At 43.3% G+C, this 24,216-nt stretch carries 17 protein-coding genes and 1 pseudogene; 5 read left to right on the plus strand and 13 right to left on the minus strand.

Annotation, left to right across the window (positions count from 1 at the left end; all coding sequences use genetic code 11):
• Window positions 1-145: 145 nt before the first annotated feature.
• Complete coding sequence (locus LP107_RS06545) at window positions 146-1,453, plus strand: YjiH family protein (RefSeq protein WP_078274883.1); 1,308 nt, start codon at window positions 146-148, stop codon at window positions 1,451-1,453.
• Between the two features lie 69 nt (window positions 1,454-1,522).
• On the opposite strand, the gene LP107_RS06550 is transcribed toward LP107_RS06545, so the two are convergent.
• The 6 genes and pseudogenes from LP107_RS06550 to LP107_RS06575 all read right to left on the minus strand — a co-directional run bounded on the left by LP107_RS06550 (window position 1,523) and on the right by LP107_RS06575 (window position 12,545).
• A complete protein-coding gene (locus LP107_RS06550; protein ID WP_264675860.1) occupies window positions 1,523-5,320 on the minus strand; it encodes a DUF4132 domain-containing protein in 3,798 nt (1,265 codons plus the stop codon).
• A gap of 147 nt (window positions 5,321-5,467) precedes the next feature.
• On the minus strand, window positions 5,468-7,573 hold the full coding sequence (locus LP107_RS06555; protein ID WP_078274880.1) for an SWIM zinc finger family protein: 2,106 nt from the start codon (window positions 7,571-7,573) through the stop codon (window positions 5,468-5,470).
• Window positions 7,574-7,601: 28 nt separating this feature from the next.
• Window positions 7,602-8,745 (minus strand): annotated as a pseudogene (locus LP107_RS06560) (VWA domain-containing protein).
• A gap of 86 nt (window positions 8,746-8,831) precedes the next feature.
• The gene (locus LP107_RS06565) at window positions 8,832-10,271 is read right to left on the minus strand and encodes a DUF5682 family protein (RefSeq protein ID WP_338044535.1); all 1,440 of its coding nucleotides are present in this window, start codon (window positions 10,269-10,271) and stop codon (window positions 8,832-8,834) included.
• Window positions 10,226-11,371: a DUF5682 family protein gene (locus tag LP107_RS06570; RefSeq protein WP_112742289.1), complete on the minus strand. Its 1,146-nt coding sequence runs from the start codon at window positions 11,369-11,371 to the stop codon at window positions 10,226-10,228. Before LP107_RS06570 ends, LP107_RS06565 begins: the two co-directional genes overlap by 46 nt.
• Window positions 11,372-11,447: 76 nt before the next feature.
• Window positions 11,448-12,545, minus strand: a complete 1,098-nt coding sequence (locus tag LP107_RS06575) for an ATP-binding protein (protein ID WP_078274877.1) — start codon at window positions 12,543-12,545, stop codon at window positions 11,448-11,450.
• A 183-nt stretch (window positions 12,546-12,728) separates the two neighbouring features.
• On the opposite strand from LP107_RS06575, the gene hutH reads away from it, so the two are divergent.
• The 3 genes from hutH to hutI all read left to right on the plus strand — a co-directional run bounded on the left by hutH (window position 12,729) and on the right by hutI (window position 17,067).
• Window positions 12,729-14,288: a histidine ammonia-lyase gene (gene hutH, locus LP107_RS06580; RefSeq protein ID WP_078274876.1), complete on the plus strand. Its 1,560-nt coding sequence runs from the start codon at window positions 12,729-12,731 to the stop codon at window positions 14,286-14,288.
• 357 nt (window positions 14,289-14,645) lie between these two features.
• Window positions 14,646-15,653, plus strand: a complete 1,008-nt coding sequence (hutG, locus tag LP107_RS06585; protein WP_112742288.1) for a formimidoylglutamase — start codon at window positions 14,646-14,648, stop codon at window positions 15,651-15,653.
• A 187-nt stretch (window positions 15,654-15,840) separates the two neighbouring features.
• Window positions 15,841-17,067, plus strand: coding sequence for an imidazolonepropionase (hutI, locus tag LP107_RS06590; RefSeq protein ID WP_112742287.1), 1,227 nt, complete (start codon window positions 15,841-15,843; stop codon window positions 17,065-17,067).
• A 246-nt stretch (window positions 17,068-17,313) separates the two neighbouring features.
• Here hutI and LP107_RS06595 read toward each other — a convergent pair whose 3' ends face one another.
• On the minus strand, window positions 17,314-17,988 hold the full coding sequence (locus LP107_RS06595; protein ID WP_264675859.1) for a LexA family protein: 675 nt from the start codon (window positions 17,986-17,988) through the stop codon (window positions 17,314-17,316).
• A 171-nt stretch (window positions 17,989-18,159) separates the two neighbouring features.
• Between LP107_RS06595 and LP107_RS06600 the strand changes: the two genes are divergently transcribed.
• Entirely contained in the window at window positions 18,160-18,540 is a 381-nt protein-coding gene (locus LP107_RS06600) for a hypothetical protein (RefSeq protein WP_078274795.1), read from the plus strand.
• A 122-nt stretch (window positions 18,541-18,662) separates the two neighbouring features.
• On the opposite strand, the gene LP107_RS06605 is transcribed toward LP107_RS06600, so the two are convergent.
• The 6 genes from LP107_RS06605 to accC form a co-directional block, all read right to left on the minus strand.
• Window positions 18,663-19,067, minus strand: coding sequence for an acetyl-CoA carboxylase biotin carboxyl carrier protein (locus LP107_RS06605; RefSeq protein WP_112742278.1), 405 nt, complete (start codon window positions 19,065-19,067; stop codon window positions 18,663-18,665).
• A gap of 3 nt (window positions 19,068-19,070) precedes the next feature.
• The gene (locus tag LP107_RS06610) at window positions 19,071-20,252 is read right to left on the minus strand and encodes an NRAMP family divalent metal transporter (RefSeq protein WP_112742277.1); all 1,182 of its coding nucleotides are present in this window, start codon (window positions 20,250-20,252) and stop codon (window positions 19,071-19,073) included.
• Window positions 20,253-20,417: 165 nt separating this feature from the next.
• The gene (pxpA, locus tag LP107_RS06615) at window positions 20,418-21,179 is read right to left on the minus strand and encodes a 5-oxoprolinase subunit PxpA (protein WP_112742276.1); all 762 of its coding nucleotides are present in this window, start codon (window positions 21,177-21,179) and stop codon (window positions 20,418-20,420) included.
• 8 nt (window positions 21,180-21,187) lie between these two features.
• Complete coding sequence (locus LP107_RS06620) at window positions 21,188-22,114, minus strand: 5-oxoprolinase subunit C family protein (RefSeq protein ID WP_112742275.1); 927 nt, start codon at window positions 22,112-22,114, stop codon at window positions 21,188-21,190.
• A 9-nt stretch (window positions 22,115-22,123) separates the two neighbouring features.
• Window positions 22,124-22,816 (minus strand): 5-oxoprolinase subunit PxpB, encoded by a 693-nt coding sequence (gene pxpB / locus LP107_RS06625; RefSeq protein ID WP_078274791.1) that lies wholly within the window; start codon window positions 22,814-22,816, stop codon window positions 22,124-22,126.
• A 17-nt stretch (window positions 22,817-22,833) separates the two neighbouring features.
• Window positions 22,834-24,216 (minus strand): acetyl-CoA carboxylase biotin carboxylase subunit, encoded by a 1,383-nt coding sequence (accC, locus tag LP107_RS06630; protein WP_264675858.1) that lies wholly within the window; start codon window positions 24,214-24,216, stop codon window positions 22,834-22,836.

Genomic DNA, 24,216 nt, shown 5'->3' on the forward strand with positions numbered 1-24,216 from the left:
CCTTGAAAATACTGCGATTTTTCTCATTTTTAATTGCAAATATAAAACTTCAACACGCCCCAATTAAAATTAAAAATAAGTCATTGGCATTTGCTGATGACTTATTTTGTTTTTAAAATTGAATGTTAAGTATTAAGGACAATGTATGAAAAATCAATCAAATACGCTGGCACTTATCAAGTTAATTGGATTTAGTTTGCTTGGTATCTTTTTGTTTTTTGTGCCGATAGACATAGCAGGAATAAGTACCATTACCTTTGACCATATGGCAAGTTATTTGGTGCGAGAACAAAAGGGTTTGGCTATTGTATTATTATTTGCACTGATGATTTATGGCGTGGCCAAGCCTTTTATTAATAAATCGTTTAATGCCAATTTAACCAATAGGATTTTAACGATTTTGAAAATATTAGGGCTTATTTTGTCTATATTATTTATTACTAAAACCGCTCCCGATTTTTTAATGCAAAAAGATATGCTCCCTTTTTTGTTTGAAAAACTTGCCCTACCTGTGGGAATGATTGTGCCGATTGGGGCGGTGATGCTGGCGTTTTTATTGGGCTTTGGGTTATTAGAAGCGGTGGGCGTGTTAATGCAACCTGTGATGAAACCACTCTTTAAAACTTCTGGCAAATCCGCCATTGATGCGGTAGCATCTTTTGTAGGGAGTTATTCGGTTGGGCTTTTGATTACCGATAGGGTGTATCAGCAAGGGGCATATTCCGCCAAAGAAGCAGTCATCATTGCCACGGGCTTTTCTACCGTTTCTACCGCCTTTATGGTCATTATTGCCAAGACATTGGAGTTAATGCTGTTTTGGGGTTTTTATTTTTGGTCGTGTCTTTTTATCACATTTTTGGTAACGGCAATCACGGCACGCATTCCGCCCATTAGCCGATTTAGTGATGAAAAAACAATTCCTGATAATGATAAACTAAATGCACCCATAATAAAAGTCGCTATAAATACAGGCATTAACACCGCCAAAAATGCCCCGCCTTTATACAAACTGTTGTGGGATAATTTTATAGATGGCGTTAATATGGCAAGTGCGATTGTGCCGTCTATCATTGCCATTGGTTTGATTGGGCTGTTATTAGAAAAACACACACCTGTTTTTGATGTTTTAGGTGTTGTGTTGTACCCATTTGCCTTAATTGGCGGACTGTCTGAGCCAATGACGGTTGCCAAAGGTTTGTCATCAGGACTTGCCGAGATGTTCTTGCCTGCTTTATTGCTCGCCAAAGCCGATTTATTAACCCGTTATGTGACAGCGGTGGTGTCAGTCTCAGGCATTGTTTTCTTCTCGGCGATGATTCCGTGCGTGCTTGCCACCAAAATCCCATTAAGCGTGGGCAAAATGGTGCTGATTTGGTTTATACGTGTGGCATTGTCCATTGTTTTGGCAATTTGGTTTGGGTATTTGGCGATAAGTATGGGTTGGTTGGTTTAATTTTGGTTTTGGTGCCACAAAACAACCAAAAAAATCAGACCGCACGCTCGCAGTCTGATTTTTCCTACCTTACCAAGGCGTTTTCTTTTCCCATTCCTTATCAAAGCCCTGTGTCTTTTCTGCCAACGCCTGATAATCGGCAAAACACTCCGCAAGCAACACAGGTGGAATCTCGGCAATCGGCTTATTAGGCTTGCTCCACGACCGCACGGTTTTGTCTTCAAAGGACAAGCCATAAACCACCGCAGGCAGGTTCTCTTCTGGCACGTAGCTACCACTAAACCCAATCACCGCCGACACGCCCAAACTGTCAAAAGGCTTATAATAACTGTCAAACGACCCACCGTCTTCAATGCTTGCCCGTACATAGCCCATTTTGGTAACAATGCCCCGCAAGCTATAAGTGTCGGTCAGATAGCCCTTAAAGGCGTTAATCGTGGTTTCATCGCTGGCTTGCTCGGGGTAGGCAGGCGTGGCGGTCAAGTCGGGTAGGGCGTTGATCATTTGGTTGAACAAAAATTCTACCTTATAATCCTTAAAATGCCCCACCCAGTCTTCTGCCGTCTCATCGTCCAAAAGGACACGGTGAGCCACCTTAATGCGACTGCCCGCCCCAAGCGTGATTTCATCGTCATCGAGGTTTAATAACGAACCGTCATCGGCAGGGCGAAACGCCTGTACCACCGCTCCTGTCCCGTCCAGTTCTAGCCACACAAGGCGAGCCACCAGCCGTTTCATTAGTGGGTGCTTGTACAGATACTCTTGCCAATCAGAACTTGCCCACGACCGCTCGGCACACATCGCTTCGTACAGGCGAGCGGTTTGTAAGTCTAGGACTTGTTTGTATTCTTTTTTGGCGTTGCTAAATAGGGCTTTGGCGTCCTTAATCAGCGTCTTATCATCGTCCGCCCGAGCCGTTGGCAAGGATTTGATGACTTTGCCGTATTCATTTTTTAGGACAAATTTGTCTTTGTCGTCAATGTAGGCGGTCAAATGGCGACTGCCATACTCAATGCGTAAAATCCCGTCATCGTCAAAGCCAGCAGTCGGAATGGTGCGGTCAGCCAGCTCGTCCGCCGTCCAGCCGTTGCGTTCGGCAATCTCGCCAACGAGCGATTTGGCAAGCTCTTGAATGGTCTGCATTTTGTAGCGTCTTGAAATGCCAAGCAATAATTGAATAATCAGCGGGTCATCGCTGGTTGCAAAGCTCATTAACATCGCTTCCACTTGGCTTCGGCGGTTGTAGTGATTTTTCATAAAGTCTTGCAAAATCTTGACCGCCACCGCTCCTTGTGTTTTGGTTGCCAATGCCAGCAAGCCTTTGGATTTAATCGCACTGCCCAAATAAATGGACATATGCTCACGGATAATTTCCGCTTTCACCTGTTCCAAAGTAATGTTGGCATATTCTGGGTGCCATTCTGGACTTTGTTTGTACCAATATTGATAATCGTCTAATCGCCCCTGTGCGTCTCGTTCGGCAATTTTGCTGGCTTCGTCTAGGCTTGGGTGTCTTGTGTCCTCGGCAATAAAGGCTTGGAGTAAATGTAAGGACAACGCCTTTTGGCTTTTTTCATCAAGCAATTCCAAATACCGCACAAACAAGGCATTGGGGCGGGGGTCTTTGGTTTTTTCTGCCAAAACCACCCACCATTTGACGATGTCCTTGTCCACCGCCTTGCCATTTTGCCACGACACGGCAGGCAAGCCGTCAAAATCAAACCACGCAAGTGTGCTAGAAATCTTGCCTTTTAAGCCTTTTTGGGCATCTTTTAACAAGGCTTTGGGGTCAAGGTAGGGGCTGATGTCTTCGCCCAAACTCTCCAAAGCGGTCAAAATCTCGGCAATGACGACTTCTTTTTTCTCTTTTTTAAGTAAATCATACAAAGGTTTAATGGCGGATTTTTCGTTCAAACGGGCAAGCCATTTGATTGCGGTGATACGAATCTCTTGTTTGCCGTCTGCCAAAGCTTCAATGGCTCGCTCGTGCACATTGGGCAGGCGTGCCAAAAGTTCTTGGGCTTGAAAGCGTAAGGTTTTTTGATTGCCAAGTGCCAATTCCAGCAAAGGGGCAATAAAGATTTTTGGCAAAGTAGGGAATTTGCCCAAAATATTAATCGCATTTTCGGCAGTAAAGCCATAATAACGATTGTCTGATTTATTGGGCAATAAACCAAACGCTTCTTCCAAAAATTCAGGATTTTCCACAAAAAATGGATAAATCTTATCATCGTCCATAATAAAATCAGACAAAATGCTCCAACGGTCTTCCAAATAATTCTCGGCAATTAAACGATTGGCTTTTTCGCTACCAAATCCCACTTGCTCCAAATAATAAACAAATTGGCGTAATTCCAAATCTTGCCAATGTTCGGGCTTACAAAAATTAAAGACATCGTCCCAATTTACCCAATGATGACTGGGGTGTGTGTCTAATAATAGGGCGTGGTACAAACCAAATTCGGGCAAATTGCTAATGGTTTTATTAAAATTAACCACTTCTTTTAAATAATCCCGATTAAATTGCGAGTTTTTGCCATTGCCTTTTAGGGCATCGCAAGCATCTTTAATAAATGATTCTTTATTTATTTTGGCAAAACTTTTAAAACCGTGTTGTCGCCAAGTGGATTTATAATAATTTTTGTCGCCTTTATGGGCTTCGTTGCAGGCTTGCTCTTCTTCGGCATCTTTTTGATAACGCTCGTAAACCAAATCAAAGTTTTCGCTTAGAATCTTGTGAATGCTGTCGGAGAGTGTTTGGATTTCGGGCATTGCCATAGGGGGCAACTCAATGTCTGTATCGCCTGCTTGCTCTGCGGTATCAAGACGGGCTAGGGCGTTGGTAATGGCGGTTTGTACCGATTTTAATTTTTCTTGGGCAAGGGCATTTTGCAAAATCGGGCGGGCAGTTTCGCCAAGCCGTGCCAAATAATCACAGGCGTTGGTGCGTTCTTTGCTGGTGCCGTTTGATAAAAATTCGCTCAAATGGCTGACGGTTTGCTCATTGCCAAGCCCCCCAAGTAGCGGTGTGGCAAGCTCTCGCACCGTCTTTTTGTCGCTTAGGGCAAGGGCGACCACAAGGGCGGTAAAGGCAGGCGAGACAAAGACGGCGTTGTCGGCGTGGCTTAAATCCTGCTTTTTAAGATAATTCAAAAACACCACTTGTCCCCGTGCTGACAGCGTGCGTAAAAAGTCGCAAGCAAGGGCTTGGTGCGTTGCCAAAAAGTCTTTAAAATCAGGCAATTCACAGATGTGGAGCATTCCATCATCATACCAACTGGAATCATTTTTGCGTTCAAAAAACGCCCCCAAAATTTGCTGAATGCCTGTGCTTTCGTCCGCATCTTCGCTTTGCAATAAGGTCAGCAAATTGGCAAGCGACCACGATTTTTTGACCGCTATTTCATTAGGATTGTTCACTCGTCTAAATGCGTCCGACAACAAATAAGCAAACCAAACAGGCACGGGGTCGTGAAATTGGGGGTTGTTCTTTTCGCAGGTAATGGCGACCATTGTTTTGGCGTAGCGGACAATCTGCTCAGGCGTTAGTCGCTCAAACAAATGATTATAAAGGTTGCCCCGAGCGGTAACACAACGGTTTTTGTCTTTTTTGACTTCTTTGGATAAGCCCCAATCTGAGCTACCCCAGCGATAATCGCCCATATTGCCCGTTAATTCAATGCCCTTATTGTCATTGCGAGCGTGCAAAGTCGCCACAATTTCAGGATTATCGCCTGTGATGATATAAGTTAGCACGCTTTGTACATAACTTTCGTCCATATGGCGTAAGGGTGTGGCGTATTGGGTCAAAAGTTCAAAAGTAGCATCTCGCCAAGTTTCTGGCAAATGGGATTTTAAAGTGCTCATATTCAATTTCCTTTTAAAAAAGTTAAGCGTATTGTGCAATAAATCTTGGAATATCATATAAAAAATTTTGGTATTTTACAATGGGTTTTTGATTAAACTTTAATTGATTTTTTTATAAAAAACCAATCAATAAAATTTTGATGTATTTTATACCAACGGCAATTTTAACCGACAACTTTGTGCCAAATCCAAGACATAACGCAATTTTAATAACGCATCTTTATCAGACGGCGATTGGCAAAGTGTTTTAATGGCATCGCACACCAATGCCAAACCAATATTTAAAAAACCACCAGCAAGACTTAATAATTCTTGTTGGTCTTCTGTTTCTAAGGCTCTGCCCGTATTGGCATAAAACGCCAAAATGGACAGCGTCCGAGCGATTAACAATTCTATGGTGTCTTTGGGTTTTTGGGTGATTTTAGCCGTTCTTTTTTGTTCCAAAAGTTTGGCAATTCGCCCTGCTAATTCCGAAACAAATACCGACAATTCTTTTTTGCGATAATAGTAATAAATATCATCATAATCCAAATTAAAAATTTCTACATAAGGTGTTTTGGCTTGTCGCTCCAACAATAAAGAACACGGGGAAAAATAAATACAATCACCATTCACAATTACTTTGGCTAAAATGCCAAAAATGTTTTGATGTTTTAATAAATACTCCAAACTTTTTAATTTTGATTCGTTAACAGCGGATGCTTTTAGCGATAATAAAAGCCCTGTGTCATTATTATCATCAAGCCGAACTAAAAATTGTTGGTTGATTTCATCAAGGTCGGGCAAATGAATGTTGGCTGGGTATAATAACACATAATTGGGATAAGTTAAAAACAGCCGTGAAGTGGGGGAAATTAACGTAGTTAATGTTTGCCAATCGTCAATGCCAGTTACTTCTTGTTTAAAGGTGTCGGCATTTAAAGTTTTTAATTCAAACAATTCTTGATAACGGCTTAATTCGCTGGGAGAAAGTGTGCCATTGTTTTTTAATTTGCCTTTGGTTAAGGCAATAGCGTGCGTTTTTAAATAATCCACGCTTGCCCCAAATACCCCCATTTGATAAGCGGACTGTTTATGAAAAGTGCTGTCAAGACTATTGGCGCGCCCATTGGTTACGCTTATCAAGGCTTTGTCATCACCATTATAAAAACAAAAACTAATGCCCTTTGCCCCTGTACTTGTTTCCCACCATTCTGCCCCTAAGGGAATAAGTTTTTTGATAATAATGTCATCGCCCGTATTGATAACTTTACCCCGCAGTTTTTCTAATTGTTCGCCATTTTGGGAATGATGAGCATTTATAAAACTTTGCAAATAATGGTATAAAAACGCTAACTCATTAAAAATATTTTCTTCTTTACTATGAATGTCTTCATTTAATAAAGCGGTCATTGCGCCATAAATTCTACGAATATGCTGTGCCAAATTGGGCATTTGATAAGTACGGGCTTGTAGGCTTAATAAACGCAAAGACAATACCGACTCTTTGGCAAGGTGTGATAAACCTTGCTTTAAAAAATTCACGCACAACGATTGTGATTCATCAATAAAAACCAATTCATCATCGCTTAAACAATTTTGTTCGCTGACAAATACGGCTACTTCGTCCGTCCATTGCCAATCTTTATTATGTTGATAAAAGACATAAGCAATTAATGCCAAATGAATGGCGGATTTTTGTTTATCAGGCAATTCTGATAACATTCCTTTTAAGGACAAACCCTTAAAATAATACACGGTTTTATCAAAATCTTTTAAATAAAAGTTAAGTTTATTGTCCGTTTCATCAATTCTGACTTCATTACTGTCAATCAACTCTTGATAATGGGTAAAGGCAAGCAATCTGTCAGATTTTTTAAGCTGTTTTTGTAAGTCTTTTGGGTCTTGGTTTAATAAATCATCAATAATGCTAGGCTGGTTGTTATTATTAACCGTATCATCAGATTGTTGAATGTCTTGATTATTTGCTTGGTGATTGTCATTATTGGAAAATAAAGTCTGATGATTTTCTTTTAAATAAAGCACACTTGCCAAAATATGTTTGCAACATTCATTGGCAGGGCAAGTGCATTTGGCACCCGCAATGCCGTCTTTTGGTAAAGTAATATGAAAACTTTCTAATTCAAAAATCAAATCGCCATTGCTGTTTTCAATCAATTTAACTTCATCAAGCGATTTTTTGGCACGGCGAACCAAGCCTATATTGGCAAAAGTAGCTAAGGCATCGTCATCGTAATTTAAATAAATGCTCATTGGTTTATTTCCATAATTCAAATTTAATTTAATTCATAATATCCGCCAGCCAATCCGCCAAATGCTCTGGGGTTATTGCCCCAATGTGCATTCCACGATTGGCAAGTTCATTTGCAATTTGTCTGTCATAACACGGATTAGCATTACTGTCCAAAGACGCAAGCCCCAATAATTTTGTGCCTTGTTCATTTAATTGGCTGACGCTTTTATAAAAATGGGACAATGAACCACCTTCTTCAAAATCACTAATCAAAATTAAAATACTTCTTTTGGGATTGGTAATTTTTTTGGCACAATAATCAATGGCTTGCCCAATCAAAGTTCCCCCACCCAATTGAATGGTTAATAGTACTTCCACAGGGTCATTTGCCATATGCGACAAATCCACTACTTGTGTATCAAATACCACCAAATGCGTATTTAAACTGGGCAATCCTGCCAATATGCTGGCACAAACAGACGCATACATAATAGAATCGGACATAGAACCACTTTGGTCAACACACAGAATAATCTCCCATTGTAAATGTTTTTGTACTCGGCTATTAAAAAATGGGCGTTCTATAATCATCTGTCCGCTATTGGGTTGATAATTTTTAAGATTATGGCGAATGGTTTTTTTTACAATCAAAATTTTGGGCTTGTTTGATGACAGAATTGGCAAAACGGTTTTTTCTGCCCGATAAGGCATTGATAAAATTTGGGCGAATTTTTTGAATGATGTCGTCCACCACTTTTTTAATGAGTTCTCTAATGGCTTCACGGGTTTCATTATTTAAATTGCCCCGCAAAGTTAATAGGACTTTGGCGGCTTGCGGATTGGGTTCTAATGCTCTGATGTTATCGGCACTTTTTAAAATATCAGTCATTTTATAACGGTCTAGGGCGTGATGTTGCATTCTTTCAAAAGTGGATTTTGGAAATAATTTACGACTTTGATTTAACCAGTTAATTGCGGTTAATTGCGAACTTTCTAAGCCACCGCCCCGAACACCATTTTTTTGTTTAATGCCCCGTTTTTTATATTCGTTTTGATACAAATAATCCAAACAGCGTTCCAATTTTAATTCATCGCCAGACAAAGTGGCATTATCCAGATCTTTATCGGCATAACGCCCCAAAATCAATCGCCAGCGTCTTGCGGTTTCTAAATCTTTATTTTGGTCGGTCATTTTAAATTTTCCTAAAATAAATAAAAATTGATTGGTTTGGTTTTAATAATTGGTGTGTATTATGCACCATTAAAAATATAGCCAATTTATTGACCCAAACAATCATTGTTTAATAACTGTATGAGTTTTTCGTTTAATTGCACGCCATACATCATTTCATTTTCGCTAATGGACAAATCGGTATAAAACACTTCATCGTCATCACTAAGCCCTGTATAGTGGGCAATGCGTTTGGCAATTTCTTGGCTTTGGCGGGGCGTTAAAGTGCTAAATATAAATCTTAAATCGGGCAATAAACTCAAAAATAACTCACCGTCCCAGCGTTTAATAAGTTCATTCAAAGCGTGAATGGCAATCGGCGAACCAATAAAATATTCGGGAGCAACTTTAAAAATGCCTTGCAAATACAGTACTGAATCGGACGGCAATGTGCCTGTGGCAAAAGCGGTAATAATGGCATTTTGTAAGTCATCATTGCCAATTTTATTATCCAAATAAGCCATTGCATACAATGCCCCTGCCAATGAATATAACCCCAGTTTAATCAGCTCATCGTGTGAAATATTATCATAAAACGCGTTTAAAAACTCATCGCCCAAATTAAAAGAAATGGCAATGTTTTTAATGAGTTCATTTAAGCGAATTAAGGCGGTCAAATGTTCATCGGTATTTTCTGGTGTGGTGTCATAAAGCGTATTAAGACAATAAATGCTTTGACGAATGCCAATCATCATATTGTCTTTTAATAAGTCGCCGTCTATGTCTATTAACGCTCGCCCTTGCCACAAATAAAAAAGCTGGGCGGTGGCATCAATCAGCGAAGTTAATTTATAATCGCTGTGCAAATAGGCTTTTAATTCTTGATTAAATGCCGTCATTTGTGATTTTAGACCTATTTTACAGGCTTTGGCAAACAGTTTGGCACAATCGCTTGCCAATAAGGGCGTGCCTGTTTTTGAAAATTGCTCTTTTTCATTTAGGAGTTTTTGGGTGGCAATGACCGCCAAATCATTGCCTGTTTCAGACAATTCAATCAAACGGGCTTCTACACTTGGTGTCCACGCATATCGCCATTCTTCGAACAATAAATCCAAATTGGTACCACTGACAAAATCCGCCCCCGCCATAAATTGCCCAAACCCCACTTCCAAAAAATAAAGCAAGTGCATAAATTGGCTAATTTGACGGTGCAACGGTTTTCTGTAAGTGTCCAATTTGCGAGTTTTTGGCAAAGTATCATCTAATTTAAAGCGAAAATATTGTGCCTTTTGATAAGTGTTGGCAACTAAGGCGGGACTTTTTTGAGTTTTGGCGACTTGTCCTAATTTATTGCCACTTAAATGCTCATAAACCACTTGCCATAAATACGCCTGACCGTCATCCAATTCGCCTTTGGTTAAAGCGGTGGTAATGCCGTCTATTAAATCATAACGACTGGGTGTATAATGTCCACGAAGTGCCGATAAACCTGTGGCAATTTCTAAGGTATTTTTAGGGCGATAAAAGGCGTTATTTCTAGGGCGGATTTTTCATTTAATTGATGACATAAAGTTAAAACATAGGCATAAAACTCTTGATTAAAAAATTCTAAGTCGTCTTGATTATTTTTTTGATAAGTTTCTTTAAAGGTTAATAAAGTTTGCCAACGCCATTCATAATAGGCAGGGGACGGCATTCCCGATGCGTAGCCATTTAAGGCATTTAATTTATCAAAACTGTACCGAATAAGCCACGCATTGTCATCATAAGTATTTTTTATGATATAAGGTTTTATCGGTTCTTGATTGATAACCTTATGCAAGTTTTCAATTAAAGCTAAGCTATGAAATCCGCCCGTAACAATTAACAGTTTGTGATTTTTATCAATCAAAGGCGTGATTTTTTGAACCATACAATATTCACGGTGCAATGAGCCTTCTTTTAATAACACTCCTTCTTCATAATCCAAACGGGCTAAGGCACACCACGCCAATACATCATCAAAAAACGCTGTGGCGTTATTTAACTTGGCAGGTGGTTGTAATTCAAACAAATGCTCCCACAAATCATCGTGGTCTCGTAAATGCAGGCGTTTGGCAAGGGTGCTGATATAGGTGCTGTGTACCAAATAGCGTTCTTGCATTAGGCTTTTTTGGTTGGGGGCTTGATTGGCGGTATCGTGTGGTTCATTGATAAATTCATTTTCTAATTGACTTTGGCTTGCAAAGTCCAAATCAATAAATTCACAAGGGATATTTTTTCTTTGGCTTTCTTTTAGGGCAACCCATTCGGGCGAATACTCACAAAATGGAAAAAAGGCAGAATAAATGCGTTCTTGTGTCATATTATCATCGTCTTCTGCTGTTGTTTCTTTTTTTTGGGGTTTTGTTTTATTTTTTTGGGTGGCTTGATTAAAAATGGCAATCGGTGGCTTGGTATCGGCTGATAATAAATCTGGAATTAACCCATTAAAAGTATAAGGGGCTTCAATCAAAATATGGGTGGGCTTTAAACTTTCAATATAAGCAAGTAGGGCAAAACTGCACGCAGGGCTATGATGACGAATGGGAGCAAAATAAATGCCGTGTTGGTTTAATTGTTGTTGTAAGTTAAGAGTATTGCTTAGGCGTGGGGGATAATTTTTCATAATGGGCGGTATTTAAGTTTGATGGTAAAAGGGCGAATTGTAATTCGCCCCTACGGGTTTTTATATTAAATGGTATTTAATCAAAATTTTTATTGCCTTGATAAAATGCTTGCCAGTCTTTATCTTTTTTGCCCCGTTCTTTAATCACGGTATCCAAATAATAGCTCATTTTTTTGGCATCGTCTTTATTGTCCTTAAACACCACGCCTGTGATTTGTTCGCCAATATGACGGGCGGTTAATTCGCCATTGTCCAAATAAATCGCTTGCAAACAGGCATTGTGGGCGACATTGACCGCTTCGGCACTGCTCATTACCGCATCGGGGACTTTTAGATGACTGCCGTCTTGACTTTGTCCTGTGCGTAATTCATTAAACACCGTTACCAAAATATCAATGACACTTTGATGAATTTTGACTTCTTTATATAAGTCTTTTAATTCATTTTTTAATTGAACATTGATAAGTTCTATTTCAAAATTTTTATCTTTAATGGCTTTGACCGTTTCAAAATTAAAGCGTCTTTTTAAGGCGGACGACATATCGTTTACGCCTTTGTCTCTTAAATTGGCGGTGGCAATAATATTAAAGCCTGCTTTGGCTTCTAGGGCATAATCTTGCCCCATTTCGGGTATCATCATTCGCTTTTCGGATAATAAAGAAATCATCACATCTTGAATTTCGGCAGGGCAACGGGTAATTTCTTCAAAACGGGCGATTTTGCCGTGTTGCATTGCGTGATAAATGGGCGAGGCGATGAGTGCCTGTTCGGTCGGGCCTTGTGCGAGCAGTAGGGCGTAGTTCCATGCATATTTGATATGGTCTTCGGTCGTGCCTGCACTGCCTTGCACGGTGTGGTTGGAGTTGCCACTAATCCCTGCCGAAAACAGCTCTGAAAGCATAGATTTGGCGGTGCCTGGTTCGCCAACGAGCATTAGCCCTTGCTTGCCCATTAGGGTAACCAGACTTCTGTCCACAAGGGCGTCATCGCCATAGAATTTTTGGCTGATGTCAAGGGCTTTGTCGCCCAAGATGAATTTGCGGACAGCGTGGGCGGACAGCTCCCAGCCTGTTGGTTTGGGGGCTTTGTCATTTTCTTTTAAACGGGCAAGTTCGTCAGCGTATTTTTGTTCGGCACTTTGACGTAGAATGGGGGTTTTGGCTTTGGGTGGCATAGGGGTGTCCTTAAAAACAAATGATACCCATTGTAACGATTTTGGGGGTGGTTGTAAATGGGGGTAGGATTGGGATTTTTTTATAAAAATTTTCTTGAATTTCCCCCAAAAATTTGCTAAATTAAGCCCAAAATTTGTCTATACAAATTTTTTCTAAAACATTCTCATGAAGGATTGCCAAAAATGAAACCCATCCTAACCCTAACCCCACGCAAATTAACCTTTGCTCAATTACGCCAAATTTATAACGAACCTGTCAATTTGGTGCTAGACCCATCTGCCTATGAGGCGATTGACCGCTCGCACAAGGCGGTGCAGGATATCATCGCAAGGGATAAGCCTGCGTACGGCATTAACACAGGCTTTGGTTTGCTTGCCAAAGAACGCATTAGCGACGATGAGCTTGAACTTTTACAAAAAAATCTGATTTTAAGCCATTCGGTTGGCACAGGCGATTTGCTCCCTGCCAATGTCGTTCGTTTGATCATCACAATGAAATTATCCAGCCTATCGCAAGGGGTGTCAGGTGTTCGCCGTGAAGTGGTGGATGCACTTATCAATCTTATCAATCATGACATCACGCCCATCATTCCTGCCAAAGGCTCGGTGGGAGCATCAGGCGACCTTGCCCCGTTGTCGCACATGACACTTGCGATTTTGGGTGAGGGCGATGTGTTGGTTCGTGGCGAGCGTATGTCTGCCAAAGACGCTCTTGCCAAGGCAGGACTGTCGCCCATCACGCTTGCCGCCAAAGAGGGTTTGGCACTTATCAACGGCACCCAAACGTCCACCGCCCTTGCCATTCGTGGCTATTTTATGGCGTGCGACCTTTTGGCAAGTGCGACCGTAACAGGAGCGTTGTCGGTGGAGGCGGCTCGTGGCAATGATTCGCCCTTTGACCCACGCATTCATGAGGTGCGTGGACATCATGGGCAGATTGAGCTTGGCAAGACCTATAAGGCGTTGCTTGAACATAGCGGATTTAGGGGTAAAAACCGTGGCGAGGCGGAGCTGCGTGTGCAAGACCCCTACTGCCTACGCTGTCAGCCCCAAGTGATGGGGGCGTGCCTTGATCTTATCAATCAAGCGGGCAAAACGCTACTCATAGAAGCCAATGCCGTAACTGATAATCCGCTTATCTTTGGCGATGATGAGCCTGTTGCCATCTCGGGGGGTAATTTTCATGCCGAGCCTGTCGCCTTTGCCGCCGATACCTTGGCACTTGCCATCAGCGAGATTGGCTCAATGAGTGAACGCCGTATTGCTCTACTTATTGACAGCAGTTTGTCAGGACTGCCTGCGTTTTTGGTGCGTAATGCAGGCGTGAATTCTGGCTTTATGATTGCCCATGTTACCGCCGCCGCTTTGGTTAGCGAAAACAAATCGCACGCGCACCCTGCATCGGTGGACAGCATTCCAACATCTGCCAACCAAGAAGACCACGTCTCAATGGCGACCTATGCAGGGCGAAGATTGTTTGAGATGGCACACAACACCGCTGTCGTGGTGGGTATTGAACTGCTTGTCGCTGCCCAAGGCGTGGACATTCATGGCGAAGATTTGGGCTACAAGAGCGATAAGGTGCTAACGGACGTTCATGCCAAAGTGCGTGCCAAGATTGCTCATTATGACAAAGACCGCTACTTTGCCCCTGATATTGAAAGCGCCAAACGGCTTGTCTTGTCGGGTGAGTTGCTTGATGGCTGGGACGAGCTACGCCAAAATTGGTTTAGCAATGTGTGATGGCTGGGGTGTGTTTGACCCTATACGTCCAAATTTTAAAATGTATCTTTGTTAGAACTCTAAAATTACCACAAATTCAATGATGTGTCAGTGTAGGGGCGGATTCTGCACGTCCTATAAACATCAACATATCATCAAGAGGTGGAAGGAACGCCTTACAAATCTTACTGTGGTAAATATAGCAAATCAACCTCATTTTGCACCAATCTACATTTTGAAAAATGCTTTTGTAGTTGGGGACTGGCAGGGCGTACCGAGCTAGCCCCTACGGTGGTGCATTTTGAAGTTAAACAAGTATATCAAGTTCGCTAGATATATCCTAATTTTTATCCATCCATTTTAAACCAACTAAAAACCATGACCGACATTCACGCCACTTATATCCCCTTTGACCCCGCCCATTATACAGGACGCACCGACTCTTTTGAGAGCGATAGAGCGGTGTATTGGCATAATGCCGTACAAGCCTTTGACCGCCAGCCTATTGCCTTGGTGGGTTTTTCTTGCCATCAAGGGGTAAGGCGAAACTTGGGTAGGGTAGGGGCAAAGTCCGCTCCGCCTATTATTAGAGAATTTTTTGCCAAATTGCCCATCACAACAGGCGTGCAGGACAAATATACCACTTTGTCCGACTTAGTGGGCGACTGTGGCGATGTGGTGTGTCATGACAATGACATCATCGTCAAGGGTAGTTTAGAATCCGCCCAAAGAAGTTATGCCACGCACATCACCCATGCCCTACAAAACAACGCCCTAGCGGTCGGGCTTGGCGGTGGGCATGAGATTGCCTATGGCAGTTTTTTGGGATTGTATGAGCATCTAAACGCAAGCAATGAGCATTTGCCCAAGATTGGTATCATCAATTTTGATGCCCATTTTGATTTGCGAACGGACGAGTACGCCACATCGGGTACGCCATTTTTGCAGATTGCTGATATGATGGGTGATGAGTTTTGTTATTTTTGTGTAGGCATTAGCCGTTTTGGTAACACAGCAAGTCTATTTGACAAAGCCCGTGCCTTGGGCGTTGGTGTTGTTGGTGATGATGATTGCCACCGCTTGTCTTATGATGAGATTTGGGCAAGGCTTGATGGCTTTGCTCGGGGCGTTGATGTGCTTTATGTTACGGTGGATCTGGACTGTCTGCCAAGTGGTGTCATGCCTGCGGTCAGTGCGGTAAATGCCAAGGGGATTGAGCTTGATTTGGTGGAATTTTTGCTTGAAAAGCTCATTCAAACAGGCAAAGTCAAAGTGCTGGATTTTGCCGAATTTAACCCAACTTACGACATTGACAGCCGTGGAGCAAAAACCGCAGCACGACTGCTTGCGGTGTGTGTGGAGTGGGCGTTGCTTTATGGTTTGTGATTGGGATTATATTAAACTTAAAACTTATTGATGACTATTAATCTACTCTATTCTCAGCTTTATATGGGTAATTGATTTATCAAGGGCGAATCAATAGCCCTTACAACCAAAAAAATAATTGCCCAATAATCAATCATTTGTAATTTTAAGTTGAGATTAAAGCTGATTTAATATTTAAGGAAAAACCATGCAATTTGACACCTTAATCACCAACGCCAACATCGCCACCATGAGCGAGACATTTGGCTACACCAAAGATACCCCTTATGGGGCGATACGTGGCGGTGCGGTTGGCATCAAAGATGGCAAAATTGCCTTTGTCGGCACGATGGACGAGCTTGGCACGGCAACTGCTGACAAGATAATTGATGCCAAACAAGGCTGGCTAACCCCCGCTTTGATAGACTGCCACACCCATGTGGTCTATGGCGGTAATCGCAGTAATGAATTTGAGATGCGTCTAAATGGCGTGGATTATAAAGACATCGCCAAGCAGGGCGGTGGGATCTTGTCCACCGTGAAAGCCACAAGACAGGCGGATTTTGATGAATTGTACGAGCTTAGTTTGCCACGTTTTGAAAGCCTTGTAAGTCAAGGCGTGGGGACGATTGAGATTAAGTCGGGCTATGGGCTTGATTTAGATAACGAACGCAAAATGCTCAAAGTTGCCAAAAAATTGGGCGATGACTTTGGCGTTACCGTCAAAAAAACCTACCTTGCCCTACATGCTCTACCGCCAGAATATCAGGGGAGGGCAGACGAATATGTTAAGCAGGCGTGCGAGTGGCTAAAAGTGTTGCATGGCGAGCATTTGGTGGACGCAGTAGATGCGTTTTGTGAATCCATTGCTTTTGACACCCATCAAGTGGGCAGGCTCTTTGAAGTTGCCAGATCGTTAGGATTGCCTGTCAAGCTTCATGCCGAGCAGATGAGCGATATGGGCGGAGCGGGGCTTGTAGCAGAGTTTGATGGCTTGTCTGCCGACCACATTGAATATCTGTCCACCGACAGCATTGTCAAGATGGCAAAGCATGGTACGGTGGGCGTGCTATTGCCGACCGCCTTTTATGTTCTAAAAGAAACCAAACTGCCTCCCATCGATGCCATGCGACAACATGGCGTAAAAATGGCGGTATCCACCGACTGTAACCCTGGTACATCACCATCAACAAGCTTACTGCTTGCCATGAACATGGCGTGTACGCTGTTTGGCTTAACGCCCGAAGAAGCTTTGGCAGGGACAACCATCCATGCGTCCAAAGCCTTAGGGCTACAAGATACCAAAGGGCAACTTTCGGTGGGGATGGATGCTGATGTGGCGTTGTGGCAGATTGACCGACCTGCTGATTTGTCTTATCTTATCGGACAAAACCGCCTACAAGGGCTTTGGGTGGCAGGTAGGCAGATGGGCTAGGCTTTTCGCATAACGCTTTTATGTTACAATAGCAAGCTTTCGCCCAACATGTATCATCATTCCTACATGTTGGGCGTTTGCTATTTAACATAATAACTATTATGCGAAGTAAAATATCACTAATTATAGCATAGATTCACTCAAATTTCCATGCTGTTATTTTTATCAAATCTTACGCTTTTTATCTATATCAAAACTCGCACATTTTTAATTATGTACGAGTTTAACTCAAAAAAGCAGGCGTGTTTACCGCAAACTCTTAATCACGTGCATGACCACGCCCACAACCATCATATGGTCGCCATCTTTAAAACTAAAATTGGGATGTGGGTCAGCTTCGTTTTCTGAATGTAGCTCCAGTCGCCCATCTTTAAACTTGTGCAAGCGTTTAATGGTAAATTCACTGCCCAAATCTGCCATCACAATATCAAAATGCTTTGGTTCTACCGAGCGGTCAATGATGAGCAAATCATCCTTATCAATGCCAGCATCCAACATTGAATAGCCCCCACATCGCACCACAAACGTATCACTCTGACGCCCGACCAGATAGTCATTAAGATTAATCTCTTCGCTTTGCCCGTCGTTATAAGCAGGCAAACCTGCTGGCACCTTGGCAAGACTCATCAGCACCGACATATCTGTGTCATCATTGGCAGGTATCATGGCATCAAGTGGCACATTAGGGCTTTTGATGACCGCTGAATTTGCCAATGTCTGCATCATGTTCTCAGTCATCTTATCTATCATCGGCACCAAAATACTCGGCACCCGTTTGACGACCGTCTTGATGGCAGATGCCTTTCGCCCTGCCCCTTTTCGCTTACCACCATGAGAGTTTTCGCTCGCCCCTTTGTCTTTGAAACTGTTATTTGGCGTGGGGCCTGGGACAGTTTTTAAGATTTGGTCATTTTTGCTCATAAAATTGCTTGTTTTTTAAAAATTTTGTGTTATTATATCATCATCTTGATTTTTGTAACAGTATTCAAATAAAATTTTAGCCGATTTTTGTATACTTTCAAGATAATTCGTCAGTTTTGTCCCACAGCATTAAACTGACGTCCTTTTTTGTATTTGATAGTGAGATTAGCGATGAGTACATCTTATGACATGGTTAATTATGACGCCACTCAGCACGTGGCACATTCACAGGGCAAAAAATCTTTACGCCCCATAAGAAATTATATCATACAACTAATCTGCTATTTATTGCAAGTCGTTATTGTCATTTGTCAGCAATTAGAAATGCTTTATCAAGACATTCGACAGTCGCTATTACATATCAAACAAGACATCACAGGTAATAATGTGGTATTTTACCATAAGAGCAGTGTTAAAAACATTCGCATAAAAACGCCCAAATTTTACCAAGTCAAACAAGGATTGGCTTTGGTTTATCAAGCGTTTAGCCTAACCTTGTTTGTCATGATAATATCCAGCGTGGCACTGATGTTTGTCAAAGCTGGGTTTTAAATTTACCCTTTTCAATGTCATTTCTTTTTAAATTAAAACTTTAACAATTCAAGCTTGTATAGGCGATGAGTATTCATTGCCTTTTTAATAACATCCCAGCCAATCAATATCACCAAATGAAGTCATGCTAAACGTAACACCGCCTGCCCCCATTCTACTTTATCGCCAGCTTTGACAAGGTAGTCATGCAAAACTCCCGATTTATCGGCTATGATGGGGGTGAGTACACCAAGGGCAAGCACGCCCCCCACTGTGTCGCCAGCTTTGATGATATCGCCTGTGGTTAGGGCAATCCCATCAAGGCAGAACTTGCCCACACTTGCCGCTTTTATGATGGCTGATTCATCGGCATTGTTGGCATCATCGCCCAAAGGCGGGGCTAGGCTCATGGTTTTTGGGGCTATTGGCATTGAAGTCTTTGTGGTATTAACTACCTTGATACGCTCTGTGCCGTCTGTAACTTCAATTTGCCCAAGTTCGCTTGTCTCGGCAAGTGCGATAAGGCGTTGTATTATCTCAAAATTCATGATTTATCCTGCCAAATATTTATAAATTGTCATCACGCTAAGAATGGACATTGCCAACGCCACAATCCAGCCAAAGCCTGCCATCCAGACAGGGTGCTTGTAATCGCCAATGATGTTTTTGCGATAGGCAGCAAGCAAAATAACCACAAGGGCAATCGGCAGTACAAGCCCGTTTAGCGTACCCACAAGCACAAGCACTTGGGCAGGTCTGCCAATCGTTGCAAAAATAAGCGTTGAGATGGCAATAAAACCGATGATAAAATAACGGCTGTTTTTGGCGATACCTGCGTGAAAATTGGTCAAAAATGATACCGATGTATAAGCACAGCCAATCACCGATGTGATGGACGCTGCCCAAATCACCATACCAAAAATAATCCGTCCTGTGTCGCCAAGCCCATGCACAAAGGGCGTAAGAGCAGGGTTGTCCTTCATCATGGCAACGCCTGAGGTAACCACGCCAAGGCACGCCAAAAATAAGAACACCCGAATGACGGACGCTGCCAAAATGCCCTGAATGGAGCTTTTTGAGACGACAGACAGATTTTCTTTGCCAGTAATGCCAGCATCCAGCAATCTGTGAGCCCCCGAAAAGGTGATATAACCCCCAACCGTACCACCAACCAAGGTAACAATCGCCATCGCATCAATTTTTTCGGGAACAACAGTGCGAGCGACCGCTTCGCCAAAGGGCGGATTGGTGTTGAATACCACATAGATGATAAGAGCAATCAGCACAAAGCCCATAAATTGGGTGAATTTGTCCACCAATGAGCCAGCTTCTTTGCTTAAAAAAATCCCAACGGCAATCACACCTGACACTAACGCCCCAATGATGGGGTCAATGCCAAAAATAGACTGCACGCCAAGTCCTGCCCCGCCGATGTTGCCAATATTAAAGGCAAGTCCGCCCATGATGATAAGCCCTGCCAAGACATAGCCCATGCTAGGCATGACAAGGTTGGCAATCTCTTGAGCTTTCATTTTTGAGACGGCGATCACTCGCCAGACGTTTATTTGTACGCCAATATCCATCAAGATGGACACCAAAATCACAAAGCCAAAGCTTGCTCCTAGTTTTTCGGTAAAAGTGGCGGTTTGGATCAAAAAGCCTGGGCCAACAGCCGATGTTGCCATCAAGAACGCCGCCCCTAAGATGGCAGAATTTTTGGTAGAATTTTTCATAAATGTCCTTATTACCAATTAATGATGTTTTGCTTCAATCTCAACTTAAAATTGTAAATTATTGATGATTGGGCAATTATGGTAAATTAACTTCAATTTACACCAACGCTACATTTTAAAAAATACTTTTGTAGGGGCGAGTTACATTTGCCCTTACAAAACGCATTAAATGCTAGGTTTTGGGTTGTATTTGGGTGCAATGCCAATGCCTTTTTCAAGTAAGGTTTGTTTGATTTTTTGGGCAAAATCTAGGGCGTGCTTGCCATCGCCATGCAAACAAATGCTATCCACTTGCACATTGATGACCAAACCGTCCACCGCCACCACTTGTCCGTCTTGCACCATACGCACCACTTGATTGATGGCTTCGTTGTCGTCTTCTATCAAAGCGTTGGGCACGGTGCGTGAAACCAACGTACCATCGGCATTATAACGCCTATCGGCAAAGGCTTCACAGATGACCTTTAAGCCTGCCTGTTTGCCTGCATGAATAAGCTGACTGCCAGACAAGCCCATGAGTGCAAGGCTGGGGTCAAAGTCATACACCGCTTGGGCGATGGTCTTGGCAAGGGTGGGGTCGGTGCTGGCTTGGTTGTACAATGCCCCATGTGGCTTGACGTAGCTTGGGGTAAGCCCCATATTTTGGCAGACCGCCACAGTCGCCCCCAACTGATAAAACAACAAAGAACGCACGTCATCGGCAGATAGATTGTGATTGGTACGCCCAAAGTTGGTACGGTCGTCATAGCTTGGGTGCATGCCAATGCTTACGCCATTATCACGGGCAAAGGCAAGCGTTTGTGCCATGCACACCGCCCCACCTGCGTGTAGCCCTGCACAGATGTTTGCTGAGCTGATGATGTGCATGAGTGCTTCATCAAATTCAAATCCTTCTGCCACGTCCGCATTCAAATCAATCGTTGTCATATGCTCTCCTATCTAAAGCGTTTTGCCATGCTTGCCACTTGATGTAGATGGGTGTGATACGTTGCCATCTTTTGTAGGGCGGTGTCTGCGTCCACATAGATAAAGCGAATTTGATTACCAAACCGCACCTGAGCCAATCTGCCCAAATCCGCCCCAATGACCGCCCCAATCTTGGGATAACCGCCTGTGGTCTGAGCATCTGCCATCAGGACAATGGGCTTGCCATCGGGCGGTACTTGTATCATGCCAAAGTCCACGCCGTGCGAATTCATCTCGATTTTGTCAAAGGTTAATGGCGTACCATCTAGCCGATAGCCCATGCGGTTGCTGTTTGGTGATAATGTATATATTTGTTCGCCAAATTCATCACGCCCTTGGACAATCTTGTCATATTCGCTACTTTTAATGACGTGAATGTTGGTCAATTTGCCAAATTGGTACAAATTTGCCACGCCCATCGATTTCATCTCACGCCCTGTATGATAAGGCAAGCCATCGCCTGCCATCACATAGCGACCAAGTCCGCCAAGGCGTATCTTGATGTCGGTGCTTGCCGAGCCTAGCTCGTGTGCCACATCAAATCCGCCTTGCACACACAGATAGCCGTGCATACCATCTGTCATGCGTTTTAGGGTCAAAACTTGCCCCTGCTTGGCAAAATAACGATAGCCTGCGATGACACGCCTGTCATCAAGTGTGCCATCAAAAATTGCTCCCGTCAGACAAAACGTGGTGTCTTTGGTAAATGTAGCGGTCAGTCCGCCAAGCGTGATTTCAAGGGCAGGCAAGTGAGTATCATTGCCAAGTAAGGCATTGCCAAGTTGTAAGGACAAGCCGTCCATCGCCCCACATCGTCCAATGCCAAGCCCCAGATAGCCTATGCGTCCTAAATCTTGAATGCTGGCAAGGGCGGATAATGTATTGATTGTTAACATGAATTATCCTTATGCCAAAATGTCCGTTGCCACAAAACGCAAGGTATCGCCAGCTTGCAGTAGCGTTGGGGAGTTGTGTGTTTTGTCAAAAAGTGGCAAGTTCGTCCGCCCCAAAAGTTGCCAGCCCCCAGGCGATTCAAAAGGATAAATGCCCGTCTGAGCCCCACCAATACCCACCGAGCCTTGTGGGACTTTAGTGCGAGGTTTGGCGTGGCGTGGCAGGTGTAGCTCATCAGGCAGCCCCCCAAGATAGGGAAAACCCGCCTGAAAGCCAATAAAATACACGGTATAAAGCGGTGCGGTATGACGTGCCACAAGCTCATCAATGCTCATGCCCAGCATTTTTGCACTGTCCGCCAAATCCACCCCATATTCTCCGCCATAAATGACAGGAATGTCCACGTGCTTGCCATCTATGCCATCAAAACTGCCCGATGAGCCAACAAAGTCATGGGTAATTTCATTTAGTAGTTTTTGATAAATGGCAAGATTACTTGGATTTTGATAAAGTACATCTTTATCCAAATACATCGTCAAGGCATTCATGCCGACCACCGTCTCACTTACAGGCAAATCGGCGCAAGTGTCAAGATGGCGAGACAATGCCCAGCACAGTTTTTGTTTGTCAAGGCTGATTTGCCCACCCAAAAATAGTACAAAGGTGCTTTCTGATGAGCTTATCCATTGGGTGTTTGTGTCCATAAGTTGCCTAAATTTATCTAGTTTTTGTGATTGGGCTGATTGTTTTGATAATTGTCAAGCCAATGGGTGAGGTAATGAATGCTCACACCACCTTTTATAAAGCTGTCATCATCAAACATTGCTTGATGTAGGGCTTTGTTGGTCTGTACGCCTTGAATGTCAAGCTCGGTTAGGGCAGATTTCATCTTGGCGATGGCAAGCTCTCTTGTCGGTGCGTGGATACATAGCTTGCCAATCAAGCTGTCATAATAGGCGGGGATTTTGTAGCCCGTATAAAGATGGCTATCCACTCGTGTGCCATAGCCTGCAGGCAGATGGCAGTAGCTTACCGTCCCTGCCGATGGCATGAGTGTGAACGGATGTTCGGCATTGATACGGCATTCAAAGGCGTGTCCTGTCAGCTGCATGTCGTCTTGGGTAAATTGCAAGGGATAGCCTTCTGCCACTCGGATTTGTTCGGCGATAAGGTTTACGCCTGTTACAAGCTCGGTAACAGGATGTTCTACCTGAATGCGGGTATTCATCTCAATAAAGAAAAATTCCCCATTTTCATACAAAAATTCAAACGTTCCCACCCCACGATAGCCCATATCAAGGCACGCCTTAACACACGCTTGACCGATTTTGGCACGCTTATCATCGCTGATAAAGGGAGCAGGGGCTTCTTCGATGACTTTTTGATGACGGCGTTGCATGGAGCAGTCTCGCTCGCCCAGATGAATGGCATTGCCATGAGTGTCTGAGATGACTTGAATTTCAATGTGGCGTGGGTTTTTTAGGTATCGCTCCATATAGACCACAGGATTGCCAAAGGCACTCATTGCTTCTTTTTTGGTCATGGCAACCGCAGACAACAGCTCGTCCATACTCTCAACAACTCTCATACCACGACCACCGCCACCGCCAGTGGCTTTGATGATGACAGGCAGTCCCACATCTTGGGCGATTTTGATGATTTGTTTGTTATCATCGGGCAACGCCCCATCAGAGCCTGGCACGCACGGTACGCCTGATGCTATCATGGTGTTTTTGGCGGCAACTTTGTCGCCCATCATGCGGATATTTTGGGCGGTAGGGCCAATAAATACAAACCCCTGCTCGCTAACAAATTCGGCAAAATCGGCGTTTTCACTCAAAAATCCATAACCAGGGTGAATGGCGTCCACTTCCATCAGCTCGGCTGCCGATACGATGGCACGCTGATTGAGATAGCTGTCTTTGGGCAGATGACTGCCAATGCACACCGTCTCATCGGCAAGACGAGCGGGCAAGCTGTCCTTGTCGGCGGTAGAATGTACAAGCACCGATTTGATACCAAGCTCACGGCAAGCACGGATAATTCTTAGGGCAATCTCACCACGGTTGGCAATGAGAATTTTTTTAAAGGGGGTTGGGTTCAT

Source organism: Moraxella bovis (assembly GCF_025985205.1).
In the GTDB taxonomy this organism is placed as follows: Bacteria; Pseudomonadota; Gammaproteobacteria; order Pseudomonadales; family Moraxellaceae; genus Moraxella; species Moraxella bovis.